The sequence below is a fragment of the Bacillus sp. N12A5 genome, from assembly GCF_026790125.1.
Taxonomy (GTDB): Bacteria; Bacillota; Bacilli; order Bacillales; family Bacillaceae; genus Bacillus.
In genome coordinates this window covers 57,821-71,442 of the sequence record NZ_JALAMR010000018.1, presented here as the reverse complement: position 1 = coordinate 71,442, position 13,622 = coordinate 57,821, and the positions used below count along the sequence as shown (strand labels likewise).

The 13,622-nt window shown below is 46.5% G+C and carries 14 protein-coding genes; 12 read left to right on the top strand and 2 right to left on the bottom strand.

Features of this window, described 5'->3' with window-relative positions; genetic code table 11:
- Nucleotides 1-35: 35 nt before the first annotated feature.
- The gene (locus MOC09_RS17855; RefSeq protein ID WP_061186203.1) at nucleotides 36-200 is read right to left on the bottom strand and encodes a hypothetical protein; all 165 of its coding nucleotides are present in this window, start codon (nucleotides 198-200) and stop codon (nucleotides 36-38) included.
- A gap of 131 nt (nucleotides 201-331) precedes the next feature.
- On the opposite strand from MOC09_RS17855, the gene MOC09_RS17850 reads away from it, so the two are divergent.
- The 9 genes from MOC09_RS17850 (at nucleotide 332) to MOC09_RS17810 (ending at nucleotide 7,756) form a co-directional block, all read left to right on the top strand.
- Nucleotides 332-1,081, top strand: coding sequence for a phosphoglycolate phosphatase (locus tag MOC09_RS17850; protein WP_268371347.1), 750 nt, complete (start codon nucleotides 332-334; stop codon nucleotides 1,079-1,081).
- Between the two features lie 206 nt (nucleotides 1,082-1,287).
- Nucleotides 1,288-2,061 (top strand): 5-oxoprolinase subunit PpxA, encoded by a 774-nt coding sequence (pxpA, locus tag MOC09_RS17845; protein WP_124060077.1) that lies wholly within the window; start codon nucleotides 1,288-1,290, stop codon nucleotides 2,059-2,061.
- A 14-nt stretch (nucleotides 2,062-2,075) separates the two neighbouring features.
- Entirely contained in the window at nucleotides 2,076-3,290 is a 1,215-nt protein-coding gene (locus tag MOC09_RS17840) for an NRAMP family divalent metal transporter (RefSeq protein ID WP_268359370.1), read from the top strand.
- A 23-nt stretch (nucleotides 3,291-3,313) separates the two neighbouring features.
- Nucleotides 3,314-4,087: a putative hydro-lyase gene (locus tag MOC09_RS17835; RefSeq protein ID WP_268359378.1), complete on the top strand. Its 774-nt coding sequence runs from the start codon at nucleotides 3,314-3,316 to the stop codon at nucleotides 4,085-4,087.
- Between the two features lie 44 nt (nucleotides 4,088-4,131).
- Nucleotides 4,132-4,854: a 5-oxoprolinase subunit PxpB gene (gene pxpB / locus MOC09_RS17830; protein WP_268359372.1), complete on the top strand. Its 723-nt coding sequence runs from the start codon at nucleotides 4,132-4,134 to the stop codon at nucleotides 4,852-4,854.
- Between the two features lie 2 nt (nucleotides 4,855-4,856).
- Nucleotides 4,857-5,864: a biotin-dependent carboxyltransferase family protein gene (locus MOC09_RS17825; RefSeq protein ID WP_268359380.1), complete on the top strand. Its 1,008-nt coding sequence runs from the start codon at nucleotides 4,857-4,859 to the stop codon at nucleotides 5,862-5,864.
- Between the two features lie 15 nt (nucleotides 5,865-5,879).
- Nucleotides 5,880-6,632: an IclR family transcriptional regulator gene (locus tag MOC09_RS17820; RefSeq protein ID WP_268359374.1), complete on the top strand. Its 753-nt coding sequence runs from the start codon at nucleotides 5,880-5,882 to the stop codon at nucleotides 6,630-6,632.
- 63 nt (nucleotides 6,633-6,695) lie between these two features.
- Nucleotides 6,696-7,337, top strand: a complete 642-nt coding sequence (locus MOC09_RS17815) for an SGNH/GDSL hydrolase family protein (protein ID WP_268359376.1) — start codon at nucleotides 6,696-6,698, stop codon at nucleotides 7,335-7,337.
- Between the two features lie 173 nt (nucleotides 7,338-7,510).
- On the top strand, nucleotides 7,511-7,756 hold the full coding sequence (locus tag MOC09_RS17810; protein ID WP_075750065.1) for a YczI family protein: 246 nt from the start codon (nucleotides 7,511-7,513) through the stop codon (nucleotides 7,754-7,756).
- Between the two features lie 5 nt (nucleotides 7,757-7,761).
- Here MOC09_RS17810 and MOC09_RS17805 read toward each other — a convergent pair whose 3' ends face one another.
- Complete coding sequence (locus MOC09_RS17805; RefSeq protein ID WP_268362784.1) at nucleotides 7,762-8,049, bottom strand: antibiotic biosynthesis monooxygenase family protein; 288 nt, start codon at nucleotides 8,047-8,049, stop codon at nucleotides 7,762-7,764.
- A gap of 151 nt (nucleotides 8,050-8,200) precedes the next feature.
- Between MOC09_RS17805 and pbpC the strand changes: the two genes are divergently transcribed.
- The 3 genes from pbpC to mtlR all read left to right on the top strand — a co-directional run bounded on the left by pbpC (nucleotide 8,201) and on the right by mtlR (nucleotide 13,484).
- Entirely contained in the window at nucleotides 8,201-10,207 is a 2,007-nt protein-coding gene (pbpC, locus tag MOC09_RS17800; protein ID WP_268362786.1) for a penicillin-binding protein 3, read from the top strand.
- Between the two features lie 100 nt (nucleotides 10,208-10,307).
- Nucleotides 10,308-11,210, top strand: a complete 903-nt coding sequence (locus MOC09_RS17795; protein WP_268362790.1) for an aldo/keto reductase — start codon at nucleotides 10,308-10,310, stop codon at nucleotides 11,208-11,210.
- Between the two features lie 189 nt (nucleotides 11,211-11,399).
- Entirely contained in the window at nucleotides 11,400-13,484 is a 2,085-nt protein-coding gene (gene mtlR / locus MOC09_RS17790) for a mannitol operon transcriptional activator MtlR (RefSeq protein WP_268371343.1), read from the top strand.
- Nucleotides 13,485-13,622 lie beyond the last annotated feature (138 nt).

The window sequence follows — 13,622 nt, the reverse complement described above, 5'->3', positions numbered from 1 at the left end:
AAAAACGGGGGTCAGTCCCTGTTTTGTGAGGGGTTCTATTTTGTGTCGTAATCCCGTTCGCTTTGAGAGTCATCTCTTTGCTGTCGTTTGTGTTTTTCATCATTCATATTTTCCTTCAGCTCTTCATTCGGAATCGGATCGGTTAAGTCGTTGTGCTCGGGATTTTCGTTTGGTTTGTTTTGCTGTTTTCTTTCTGTCATGCTTCATCACCTCACCGTTTGTTTTCCTCTTATCAGTTCACCTCAAACATAGAAATCGCTTTTTTGTCCCGCTGGGTATAATGTATTAGAATAGAGAGAAGCACAACAAAAAGATAAAGAGAGGTACATATATGTCTGTTCAAAGAGAAGATGTGGATATCAAGCTGATTGCCATTGATATGGATGGAACGCTGCTGAATGACGAGCAGCTGATCTCGGATGAAAACCGCAAAGCCATTCGCGAAGCCGAGGATAAAGGCGTGCATGTGGTGATCAGCACGGGCCGGACGCTGATGACGTGCCGGGAGCTGGCGGAATCGCTGAAGTTGTCATCCTTTTTAATTACAGCAAACGGCAGCGAAATCTGGGATTCGAATTTTAATTTGGTGGAACGTAAGCTGCTCCATACGGATCATATTCAAATGATGTGGGATTTGCGGAACAAGCACAACACCAATTTCTGGGCTTCTACGGTGAATAAAGTATGGAGAGGCGAGTTTCCGGAAAACATCACGGATCACGAATGGCTCAAATTCGGCTTTGACATTGAGGATGATGACATCCGAAACGACGTGCTGGAGGAGCTGAGAAAAAACAAAGAGCTTGAAATCACAAATTCAAGCCCGACAAACATTGAGGTCAATGCGCTCGGCATCAACAAAGCGGCGGCCCTTGCGAAGGTGTCTGAAAAACTCGGCTTTACGTTGGAAAATGTAATGGCGATGGGCGACAGCCTTAATGACATTGCGATGATCAAAGAAGCGGGTCTTGGCGTCGCAATGGGCAATGCGCAAGACATCGTAAAAGAAACGGCTGATTATATCACGGATACAAATATTGAGGATGGTGTCGCTAAAGCGATTCGCCATTGGGTACTATAAAAAAAGAGAGTCCTAAGATGGACTCTCTTTTTTTAGTTTGGCAGGATTTCTTCTGGGACCATGGTAGGTTTTCTGACAAAAGTATTTCACAAACTGATATGATTCACTTATAATGAAATAAAGTTCAAAAATTCGGAATAGTCATTCCGAATTTCGGGACAATAAATGACATAAAGCATATCGTTTGCTTTGGCAGGAGGGATTCTGTGTTTCAGATTGATTTAAACTGTGATTTAGGAGAAAGCTTCGGAGCCTACAAGATAGGCCTTGACCAAGATATTTTAGAGTATGTGACATCAGCGAATATCGCATGCGGATTTCATGCTGGAGATCCTAGTGTTATGCGAAAAACCGTCGCGCTTGCAGCAGAAAGAGGCGTAAAAATGGGTGCGCATCCGGGCTTGCCGGATTTACTCGGTTTTGGGCGCCGAAATATGGCGATTTCTCCTGAGGAAGCGTATGATCTTGTCGTTTATCAAATTGGCGCGCTCTCTGGCTTTCTAAAAGCAGAGGGACTTCACATGCAGCACGTCAAGCCGCATGGCGCTTTATACAATATGGCGGCAGTCGATCAAAAACTGTCGGATGCTATCGCGAAAGCTGTCTATAAGGTTGATCCCGGCCTGATTCTTTTCGGTCTTGCTGAGAGCGAGCTTGTAAAAGCGGGAGAACGGATCGGACTTCAGACCGCAAATGAAGTGTTCGCCGACAGAACATACCAATCGGACGGCACGCTGACACCGCGTTCCCAGCCGGACGCACTCATTGAAAGTGATGATGCCGCCGTCACTCAGGTCATCAAAATGGTGAAAGAAGGGGCGGTCAAATCTCAGCAAGGACATGATGTGTCCTTAAAAGCAGATACGGTTTGCATCCACGGAGACGGAGCCCATGCGCTGACATTTGCGCAAAAAATCAGAAAACAGCTCAAAGCGGCAGGAATTGAAGTGACAGCTATTTCAGAACAGAAGTCAACATAAAGGAGGAACAATAGATGGAGCAGCAGAAAAAGACAGCAGGAAAAAAAGCGGGCAGCTGGTCATTGCTGATGGGCGCCGCCTTTTTAATGGCGACATCAGCAATCGGACCGGGTTTCCTCACCCAAACCGCAACATTCACAAACACACTCGCAGCAAGCTTCGGTTTTGTCATCTTAATCTCTATTATTTTAGATATTTTCGCCCAAACCAATGTGTGGCGCATCATCGCAGTTTCTGGAAAACGAGGTCAGGAAATTGCGAATATGGTGCTTCCCGGATTGGGGTATTTCATCGCCATTCTCGTCGTGCTTGGCGGACTAGCTTTTAATATTGGGAATATCGGAGGGGCCGGGCTGGGGCTTCAGGTGCTGTTCGGCATTACACCTGAAACAGGCGCCTTAATCAGTGCCGTTATCGCCATTTTGATTTTTGTCATCAAGGAAGCAGGAAAAGCGATGGACCGTTTTACGCAAATCGCGGGGTTCGTGATGATTATTTTAACGGTCTACGTTGCGGCGACGACAGCTCCTCCGGTCGGACAGGCCGTCGCAAATACATTCGTCCCGGAACACATCAGCATATTTGCTATTGTCACCCTAGTGGGCGGAACCGTTGGCGGTTATATCACATTTGCCGGGGGACACCGTTTGCTGGATGCCGGGATTAAAGGGAAGGAATCCATCCCGCAGGTGACAAAAAGTTCGGTTGTCGGCATTTTGATTACTTCCGTCATGCGGATCGCTCTTTTCCTTGCAGTGCTTGGCGTTGTGTCAAAAGGCCTGCACATTGATGAAAGCAACCCGGCTGCCTCTGTCTTTAAACTGGCTGCTGGAAATGTCGGTTACAAAATTTTCGGGTTGATCATGTGGTCTGCGGCGATTACGTCTGTTATCGGGGCAGCCTATACATCTGTTTCGTTTTTCAAAACCTTTTCTCCAAAAATTGAAAAGAATTCACGCGGCATTATTATCGGATTTATCGTCATTTCTACGTTAGCTTTTGTCACAATCGGACAGCCTGCGAAAATTCTCGTGCTGGTCGGATCTCTGAACGGCTTGATTTTGCCGATTGCGCTCGGAACGCTGCTTGTTGCCGCCTACAAGAAAAACATTGTCGGTGATTATAAGCATCCGCTTTGGCTGACAAGCACAGGCGCGCTTGTAGTGATTGTAATGGCAGTTATGGGAATCTACACGTTATGTACACAACTTCCTCAATTGTGGAGCTGATATAAGTGGAGCAATTAAACAAAATGGCGCCAAAGGATGTACGCGCCCTGATACGAGAGGGGAAAATAAACGGGCCGACCGCAGGCATGTCCGGCGGCTACGCCCAAGCGAATCTTGTGGTTTTGAAAAAGGACCTTGCTTTTGATTTTCTGCTGTTTTGCCAGCGAAATCAAAAGCCCTGCCCCGTGCTGGATGTGACTGAAGCAGGTTCGCCTGTGCCGTCTCTGGCTGCGCCGGATGCTGATATCAGAACGGACTTTCCGAAATACCGTATTTACAGGCACGGTATCTTAACGGAAGAAGCAGCTGATATCACGCCATACTGGGAGGACGATTTTGTCGGCTTTCTGATCGGATGCAGTTTCTCTTTTGAACAGGCGCTGATCAACAATGGAATAGCTGTCCGGCATATTGATGAGGGAACAAACGTCCCGATGTATAAAACGAATATTGATTGTGTTCCGGCGGGCGCGTTCCAAGGAAAAATGGTTGTCAGCATGAGACCTGTTCCAGAACGTCAGGTTGTACGAGCTGCACAAGTGACCTCGCGTTTTCCGGCTGTCCACGGAGGGCCGATCCATATCGGCAATCCGGGGTCAATCGGCATTCGCGATCTGGACAAACCGGATTTCGGAGATGCCGTTTCCATTCATGAAGGCGAGGTTCCTGTTTTTTGGGCATGCGGGGTGACACCGCAAGCCGTGGCTATGAATGTAAAGCCTGAAATGGTCATCACACATGCGCCGGGGCATATGCTCATCACAGATATTCGAGACGAGTCGCTTGCGGTGCTGTAACCTCTCGTCATCCTGATGAACGAGAATTAAAAGAGGTGAGAAAGATGACTGTACGATATCAAATCGAACAGCTCGGTGATTCTGCAATGATGATCCGATTCGGAGAAGAAATCAATGAACAGGTCAACGGCATTGTCCATGCCGCGGCCGCTTATATAGAAGAACAGCCATTTCCGGGATTCATTGAATGTATCCCGGCTTTTACAAGTCTAACCGTATTTTATGATATGTATGAAGTGTACAAGCATTTGCCTCAAGGGATAAGCTCGCCTTTTGAGAAGGTGAAACATGATATCGGAGAGCGGCTGAAAGGAATAGCCGCTGACTATGAAAACACCCGCCGTATTGTAGACATTCCCGTCTGCTATGGCGGTGAATTCGGGCCTGATTTAGAAGAAGTGGCGAAGATCAATCACCTGTCACCAGAGGAAGTTATTGATATTCATACAAGCGGGGAATATGTGGTGTATATGCTAGGCTTTGCTCCTGGTTTTCCTTTTTTAGGCGGGATGTCAAAACGCATCGCCGCTCCAAGAAAATCATCGCCTAGACCGTCGATTCCCGCTGGATCAGTCGGAATTGCAGGATTGCAGACAGGCGTTTACCCGATTTCGACGCCGGGTGGCTGGCAGCTGATCGGCAAAACACCGCTGGCTCTTTTCCGGCCGCAGGAAAACCCGCCGACCTTACTGCGGGCGGGAGACACTGTAAAATTCGTACGCATCTCAGAAGAAGACTACCACGCCTATAAGGAGGAGTCCAATTGAGCATGAAAGTGTTAAAGCCCGGGCTGCTCACAACGGTTCAGGATATAGGCAGAACGGGTTATCAAAAATACGGCGTTCTGGCAAGCGGCGCCATGGACACGGTTTCACTGCGTATTGCCAATCTGCTGATTGGCAATAGCGAAAATGAAGCTGGTCTTGAAATGACAATGATGGGGCCCGGTCCATCGTTTTATGTTTCAGAAAAGACGCTGATTGCGGTGACAGGGGCGGACTTCACGCTGCGTATTAATGACGAGGAAGCGCCTTTATGGAAGCCTGTGCTCGTCAAGGAAAACAGCACGGTTACCTTTGGGCCCTGCAAACTCGGCAGCCGTGCTTATTTAGCGGCAGCCGGCGGCATCGATGTGCCGTCCGTCATGGAAAGCAAAAGCACGTACGTCAGAGCGGGCATCGGCGGACATCATGGCAGAGCGCTTCAAAAGGAAGATGAGCTGCCCATTGGAGAAATGTCATTTCTTTCGCAGGCCATCCTTTCCCGATTAAGCCTGCAGCTTGGAAAGCAGGGATTTGCAGCGCCGAAATGGTCAGTCAGCCGCGGCAGGTTTCTGCCATTGAAAAAGAATCCCGTCATTCGGGTGCTCGAAGGAAAACAATTCAGCTACTTCACTGAAGAATCGAAAACGCGTTTTTATGAAGAGGCGTTTCGTGTCACGCCGCAATCCGACCGTATGGGCTACAGGCTCAAAGGTGAACCGCTCGAACTGAAGGCGCCGCTTGAAATGGTGTCGGAAGCGGTTTCGTTTGGAACAGTACAGGTGCCGCCTGACGGCAACCCGATTATCCTGCTTGCAGACCGGCAAACGACCGGCGGCTATCCGAGGATCGCGCACATCATATCCGCTGATCTACCGACTGTCTCGCAAATCATGCCGGGCGAGCATATTCAGTTTGAGCCTGTGTCCCTTCAGGAAGCGGAAGCGCTCGCCATTGAACGGGAGCAGCATATTAAAGAACTGACAACGAGAATGAAGATGGAATGGCTGACATAACAAAGGGGATGAATGATGCAGAATAAAAACAAAACCGTAGTCAAATCTATGGGTCTGCTTAATTTGTTTTTGCATGAACCCAGCCTTACCTTAAGTGAACTCGTGTCGATGTCAGGCATGCCGAAAACCTCTGTTCACCGGATGGTCAGCTCCTTGGAGGAAATGGGGTTCCTCAATCGGGATCCGTCCGGCGCTTATTCGCTGGGGCTGGTGTTTTTGGAATTCGGCCAGCTTGTCGCTGAAAGGCTGGATATCAGAAAAATAGCGAAACCGGTGATGGAAGAGCTGTGCCGGGAAGTGGATGAGGCCGTGCAATTGATCATGAGGGACGGCAATGAAGCAATATACGTTGAGAAAATAGAAGGGACGCATACTGTGCGGCTGTATACGGCGATCGGCAGGCGTTCTCCTCTGTATGCGGGAGCGTGTGCCAGAAGCATTTTGTCTTTTCTTCCCCGTGAAGAAATCGAAACATACATCAAACAAACAGAGCTCATTTCTATCGGGTCTGGGACGATTACCGATCCGGACAAACTGCTGCAGGAGATTGATGCCTCTTTGAAAAATGGTTATACCGTAAGCTATTCAGAGCTTGAAAATTATACGGCTGCGATCGGTGCTCCGATCTTTAACCATAAGCGACAGGTGGCAGCCAGCATCAGTATTGCAGGCTTAGAAGCAAGATTTACAGAAGACAGGCTTCCTTATTTAACCGAAAAGGTGAAGGGCGCCGCTTTACAGATTTCCAGAAAAATAGGGTATTCATAAGTAGCCGATCTTTTCTCCGCTGCGTACATTAACGTATCGACGTTTAAGAGTGGAGGAAAGAACATGGTGCTTCAATATACAGCACTGGGGGATTCTTTAACGACAGGAAGAGGTTCGGGGCTGTTTTCTCCCGGCTTCGTCCAGCGGTTCGGACATATGATGGAAGCCGACTTGAAAACAGAAACGGCAATATCCATCTTTGCCAAATCAGGCCTTAATACAGAAGAAATTCTGGGGCTCCTGTCATACCCCTTTGTACAAAAATGTCTAAGAGGCGCAGACATGATCACGATTACTGGATGCGGAAATGATCTTATCGATTCAGTCTTAGCCTATCAAACCTCTAAGGATGAAACGATCTTCAGCCATGCATCTGCCCATTGCCATGAGAATTTTGAAAAGATGATAGCCAAAATCGCTGAAATTAAAGGAGCAAACCCGTCCCCGTACGCCATCCGTGTGTTTAACTTATACAATCCGTTTCCCGACATTGGCATCGCCGGCAAATGGGTCACATCTTTTAATTCACATTTAGAAACACTAGCATCAGAACCCCATGTCAAAATTGCGGATGCCTACAGCATTTTCAAAGGCAAAGAACAGGAATACCTATCCTTTGACGGTGTCCATCCGAACAGCAAGGGCTATCAAGCGATGGCTGAAGCCGTTCACAAGTTAGGCTATAAAGAATTGTCAGTTTCATAAAAAACGCGCCTCATGACAGGGCGCGTTTTTTATGTGTGATTGAAATATTAAAAGAAACTTAAAATTCTCTGTCTTCTGTTCTACAGACAAACAAAGTGCGCTAGAATAATGGAGGACGTAGGCAAATATAGCCATAACGTTCAATATTTCGTATATAAGGAAGGATGGTCCTTTTGTTTCGGATTTTTAAAATGTCTTTTGCGGTTATCATTATTATATTGGCGCTGATTGCTTTTAAATATACGGAACACACCTCTGTTATTCAATCGGTCATGCTCGTCTTTCTCGGTGCAGTCATGTTTATGCAGGGGCTGGAAGAACGCAAAAAAGAAAACGACGGGTCAGGCGCTTTTAATATTTATACCGCCGTTTTCGTATGGTCTGTCTCTCTCATCGGTTTTACACTTCATATTATATAAATCTATTACACATCCTGAAAATGCTCGACCGTCGGGAATGGGGCATAGAACCGATGAAGCAAGGCTTTCCACTCTTGATATTCTGAAGAACCGCGAAAGCCTTCCGTATGGTCCTCAAGTGTTTCCCATTTCACAAGCAGCAAATATTTATGTGTTTCTTCCATGCATTTAGATAACGAGTGTGTGATATAGCCCCTCATGCCGGAAATGATCGGCACAGCTTGCCGGAACGCCTCCTCAAACTCCTGTTCAAGCCCTTCTTTAATGTGAAGTATTGCTGCTTCTCTGATCATTTCATTCCTTCTTTCCTTCTTTTCAAATAGTCTACAGCAAACGACAGGAGATTTCTTCAAAATCGGTGAACCTTTTCCTTCATTTTCAAAAAAATCTTGCACGCACCAATTCATTTAAGAGAAAATAACAAGTGGAAGGCAGGGGAAAGTCATGTTAAAAAAGTGTATTCTACTAGTAGTTCTATGCGTCGGATTGATTGGATTAATCGGATGCTCCAAGACAGATTCACCAGAGGATCGCATGGAAGCATTCGTAAAGCAGTGGAACGATCAGCAATTCGATGACATGTATCAAAGCCTGACCAAAGATGTTAAAAAAGAAATCTCAAAGAAAGATTTCGTCAACAGGTATAAAACCATCTATGAACAGGCAGGCGTAAAACATCTGAAAGTCACTGCGGGAGAAGTGGATGAGGATGATAAAGACAACGAGACAATGAAGCACATCCCATATAAAGTCAGCATGGATACAAATGCGGGCAAGGTCAGCTTCAAAAATTCGGCTGTGCTGAAAAAAGAAAAAACAGATGACGAGGAGTCGTGGAATATAGATTGGGACCCGTCGTTTATTTTAAAGCAGCTGGCTGATGACAAAACAGTGCAAATCGCCAGCATTGAACCGAAACGCGGCCAAATCTACGATAAAAACGGGAAAGGCTTAGCCATCAATACAGATGTTCCTGAAATCGGAATTGTTCCCGGAGAGCTTGGCAATAAAAAAGAAAAAGTCATAAAAGAGCTCGCAAAAAAACTTGATTTGACTGAAGATGACATCAAGAAAAAGCTGGATCAAAGCTGGGTGAAAGACGATTCGTTTGTGCCGCTCAAAAAGGTCAGCCCGGACCAGCAAAAATTAGTGTCTGAGGCGACGTCATTACAAGGCGTAACAAGAACGAATGTCGGCTCCCGCTATTATCCATACGGCGAAAAGACAGCCCATTTAACAGGCTATGTCCGCGCCATTACGGCTGAAGAACTGAAGAAAAAGAAAGACGGAACGTACAGTGATACGTCTAACATCGGTATTGCCGGACTTGAAAATGTGTATGAAGACAAACTAAGGGGCACAACCGGATGGAAAATCTACGTACCGCAAACCGGAGAAGTCATCGCTGAAAAGAAAGCGAAGGACGGCGAGGATCTTCACCTCACAATTGATATCAACACGCAAACGAAGCTGTATGATGAATTGAAGGATGACAGCGGCACGGCCGTTGCCCTGCAGCCGAAGACAGGTGAAACACTCGCTCTTGTCAGCGCACCTTCTTACGATCCAAACGGATTTATTTTCGGCTGGAGTGATAAGGAATGGAAAAAACTAAACGAAGATAAAAACAATCCGTTTTCAGCAAAATTCAACAAAACATACGCACCGGGTTCTACGATTAAACCGATCGCGGCTGCCATCGGAATCAAAAACGGCACCCTTAAAGCGGATGAGAAGAAAACAATCAAAGGAAAAGAGTGGCAAAAGGATTCAAGCTGGGGCGGTTATTCAGTGACACGTGTGTCTGAGAGCCTTCAGCAAGTCGATCTGGAAAATGCCCTCATTACATCAGACAATATTTATTTTGCACAGAACGCGCTTGATATGGGAGCAGACAGCTTTACAAAAGGGTTGAAAACGTTTGGCTTCTCAGAGGACATTCCGTATGAATTCCCGATCCAGAAGTCGTCTATCGCAAATGGCAAGCTCGATTCAGACATTTTGCTTGCGGATACGGGGTACGGACAAGGGCAAATGCAAATGTCTCCGCTTCACTTAGCAGCTTCTTACACGCCATTTGTTGACAACGGAGATCTTGTCAAACCAACACTGATCAAAAAAGACTCACAAACAGCCGATGTCTGGCACGAGCAAGTGGTCACGAAGGAAGGAGCGGCAGACATTACAAAAGGTCTGAAAGGCGTTGTGGAAGACGAACGCGGATCAGCGTATCAGCCTGTCGTGAAAGGAATCACTGTTGCCGGAAAAACAGGAACAGCTGAGCTGAAAGCATCAAAAGATGACAAAGACGGCGCAGAAAATGGCTGGTTCGTCGGCTACGATTACAAAAACAAAGACCTGCTTGTCGCCATGATGATTCAAAATGTGCAGGACCGCGGCGGCAGCCACTATGTTGTGGAGAAAGCGAAGAAGCTATTTCAATCGAATTAAAATGCCATTTTGACGGGAGCGAAAGGAAAAAGGGGATCTGAGGCCGAATGAACTAGTAAGGGGCAAGACCCGGTTTATACAAAGAAAAGAGGGATTTTGCATGCAGCGTATTCAAGTGGCGGAGGATCTTCAATTTTCAAGAGTCATACACGGGCTTTGGCGGCTGAATGAATGGAGCTATTCAGATGCTGAACTGCTTAACCTCATTGAATGGTGTATGGAACACGGCATCACGACCTTTGATCATGCGGATATTTATGGAGGCTATACGTGCGAGAAGCTGTTTGGAAACGCCCTTGCCCTTTCGCCCGGATTGAGAGAAAACATACAGCTGGTCACAAAATGCGGCATCGTTCTTGAATCACCTGAACGTCCCGCTCACAAGTCGCATCATTATAACACAAGCAAATCACATATCTTGGCATCCGTTGAACAATCCCTTCTAAACCTTAGAACGGATTATATCGACGTACTGCTGATTCACAGACCGGACCCGCTCATGGATCCGGAGGGAGTAGCAGAGGCGTTTCAGGCGCTGAAAGGCTCTGGCAAGGTCAGGTACTTCGGCGTTTCGAATTTTAAAGATCACCAGTATCGCATGCTGGAATCGTATTTGCCTGAGAAGCTTGTGACCAACCAAATTGAGCTTTCCGCATATGAATTAGAAAATGTTCTGGACGGCACTTTGAACTTGTGCCAGGAAAAGCGGATTTCACCGATGGCTTGGTCACCGCTGGCAGGCGGAAAAGTATTTACAGGTGACACGGAAAAAGACCGGCGTGTCCGCACGGCACTTGAATCCGTTCAGGCAGAAATCGGCGCCGCATCGTTGGACGAGGTGATGTACGCATGGCTGTTCACGCACCCGGCCTGTATCATGCCGATCGTCGGAAGCGGAAAACGCGAGCGGATTTCCGCCGCGGTAAATGCGCTGGCATACAAGCTGGACCAGGATCAATGGTTCCGCATATTTACTGCCGCACAGGGATACGATATTCCATAACACAAAGCACCGGCTTAGCAGCTGGTGCTTTTTCAATATTGTCACACCGCTTAGTGCCAAATTCCCATTTATAAGTGATTGAATCTTGTTTGAAAGCGTTTTATATTATAAAGAAAACCTCTCTTTTTCCTCTGCTGCATCTCCTTGCGACTTCATCCGCACATCAAGATTGTCTAGGAGGTCTTTTTTATGTATATGACTGCCAGGGAACAAAAGCTTTTAAAGCACTTGTTATTACAAAATAGATATATAACCGTAACTGAGCTTGCTGAACTGATGCAAGTCAGCACGAGAACCATTCACAGGGAACTCAAATCAATTAAGCCGCTGATGGAAAATGTCGGGCTTACGCTCGATAAACAGCCCGGTAAAGGGTTGAAGGCAGTGGGAAGTCCCGAGAATAAACAAAAGCTGCTTACCGATTTGTCATATGAGCAGCATGAATATAGCGCGGACGAACGGAAACTGCTCATTCTCTGTTCGTTATTAGAGTCTCAGGAGCCTGTCAAGCTGTACACGCTGGCTCATGATCTGCAGGTGACGAATGCAACGGTCAGCTACGACTTAGATGAACTGGAGAAATGGATTTCTCCCTTCGGATTAACACTGATCCGTAAAAGAGGCTTTGGCATCCAGCTCATCGGGCCGGAAAATGCGAAACGTAAAATTGTCGGCAACTTGATTGTGAACCGTCTCGACATCCAAATGTTTTTGGAAGCGGTTGAATTAAACATCAAAGGAAACGCCGATTCTTCAGAGAAAATGTTCGGTGTTGTCAGCAAAGGTGAGCTGTTAAAAATGGAGCGCATCCTTTTTCAGCTCAAAGAAAAAATCGCCTTTTCATTATCTGACAGCTCCTATATAGCGCTCGTCGTCCATCTGACGTTTGCGATCGAACGCATCAAACTTGGGGAAACCATCACCATGGAGCAGAATGAGCTTGAGGAGCTGAAGAATGCAAAAGAATACAGCTCTGCTCTAGAAATCGCGGGCGAGCTTGAACGTGCCTTTGGCGTGACAATTCCGGAGGCGGAGGTCGGCTATATCACCATCCACCTTCGAAGCGCCAATCGCAAATACAAAACAGAATACAAAGCGCAGGAAATTGAACTCGAAACAGCCCTGCAAACAAAGCGGCTCATTGCTTTTATTTCAGACAAAATCAGAATGGATCTCACAAAAAACTACTCGTTATATGAAGGCCTGATCGCCCATTTGGAGCCGGCCGTCAGCCGCATAAAAGAAAATATCGAGATATACAATCCGATGAAGGAACAGATCAAACGCGATTATTTTCTGCTTTATATGGCGATCGAAGAAGGCGTGGAAAAGTATTTTCCAGGCATGTCCTTTTCAGATGATGAGATTGCATTTATCGTCCTTCACTTCGGCTCTGCTCTTGAAATCAAAAAAGAGGAGGCAAAAGTAAAAGCGCTTGTCGTCTGCTCAAGCGGAATCGGCTCTTCGAAAATGCTTGCTTCCAGACTGAAGAAAGAGCTGCCGGAAATTGAATCGTTCGACATGTCATCCCTGATCGAGCTGAAGGGCATGGATGTTCAATCCTATGATTTGATTGTTTCCACCGTTCCGATTCCTTACGAAAACATTGATTACATCATAGTCAGCCCGCTTTTAAATGAGGAAGACACAAACCAGGTGAAGCAGTATATCAAGCGGAAAATCCCGCTCATTCTTGACAAAAATAGAAATTCAAAGGAAGACACGCAGCAGGCTGATGTACCGGACATGCTGGCCGCGGCGGAGAGCATGGGGCGGTACATGGACGTTATTCAAGATGTTCTGCGCCATTTTACACTTACTCACATCGAAACGAAACCCGATCACAGGGTGCTCCTGTTAGAGCTTTTTCAACAGCTGAAGGAGGACGGCTTGATCCGTGATCCGAAAAAAGCGGCTGTTTACCTGGCGGAGCGGGAGAAGCAAGGGGGATTGGGAATCCCGGGGACAAACATGGCGCTGTATCATCTCAAAAATGAAGAAATCGTCCTGCCTTTTTTCAAAATATATGATCTCAGCACCTCGTATGAAGTGAATGGCATGGACGGAAATACCCTCAGCATGACACGCATCCTTGTGATGATGGCGCCGGGGTCGCTATCAGCTGAAGGCTCGGAGATTTTAAGCGCGATCAGCTCCGCCATTATCGAGAGCAATGAAAGCATGGCGGGGTTTCAGGAAGAGGAAGAACAAGAACTGTATCAGCGGTTAAACCGCATATTTTTCACATGGATGAAAGAAAAAAACATACCGTAACAGTGCATGTCACACGTCAAAAAATTGGCGTGTGTTTTTATGTGGAGCGGGTACAAAATAAGAAAATGTGGGACTATTTTATCATTCAGTAATAGAATAATTCCAAAATGAAATAGTTTTACAAGTGATCTTTTTTGG

Bases quoted from the DNA above. Each gene is read 5' to 3' on its own strand.
- MOC09_RS17835 (WP_268359378.1), top strand. From the start codon at position 3,314: ATGGCGCCAAAGGATGTACGCGCCCTGATACGAGAGGGGAAAATAAAC.
- MOC09_RS17795 (WP_268362790.1), top strand. From the start codon at position 10,308: ATGCAGCGTATTCAAGTGGCGGAGGATCTTCAATTTTCAAGAGTCATA.
- MOC09_RS17850 (WP_268371347.1), top strand. From the start codon at position 332: ATGTCTGTTCAAAGAGAAGATGTGGATATCAAGCTGATTGCCATTGAT.
- pxpB (WP_268359372.1), top strand. From the start codon at position 4,132: ATGACTGTACGATATCAAATCGAACAGCTCGGTGATTCTGCAATGATG.
- pbpC (WP_268362786.1), top strand. From the start codon at position 8,201: ATGTTAAAAAAGTGTATTCTACTAGTAGTTCTATGCGTCGGATTGATT.
- mtlR (WP_268371343.1), top strand. From the start codon at position 11,400: ATGTATATGACTGCCAGGGAACAAAAGCTTTTAAAGCACTTGTTATTA.
- MOC09_RS17825 (WP_268359380.1), top strand. From the start codon at position 4,857: ATGAAAGTGTTAAAGCCCGGGCTGCTCACAACGGTTCAGGATATAGGC.
- MOC09_RS17840 (WP_268359370.1), top strand. From the start codon at position 2,076: ATGGAGCAGCAGAAAAAGACAGCAGGAAAAAAAGCGGGCAGCTGGTCA.
- MOC09_RS17805 (WP_268362784.1), bottom strand. From the start codon at position 8,049: ATGATCAGAGAAGCAGCAATACTTCACATTAAAGAAGGGCTTGAACAG.
- MOC09_RS17820 (WP_268359374.1), top strand. From the start codon at position 5,880: ATGCAGAATAAAAACAAAACCGTAGTCAAATCTATGGGTCTGCTTAAT.
- MOC09_RS17855 (WP_061186203.1), bottom strand. From the start codon at position 200: ATGACAGAAAGAAAACAGCAAAACAAACCAAACGAAAATCCCGAGCAC.
- MOC09_RS17815 (WP_268359376.1), top strand. From the start codon at position 6,696: ATGGTGCTTCAATATACAGCACTGGGGGATTCTTTAACGACAGGAAGA.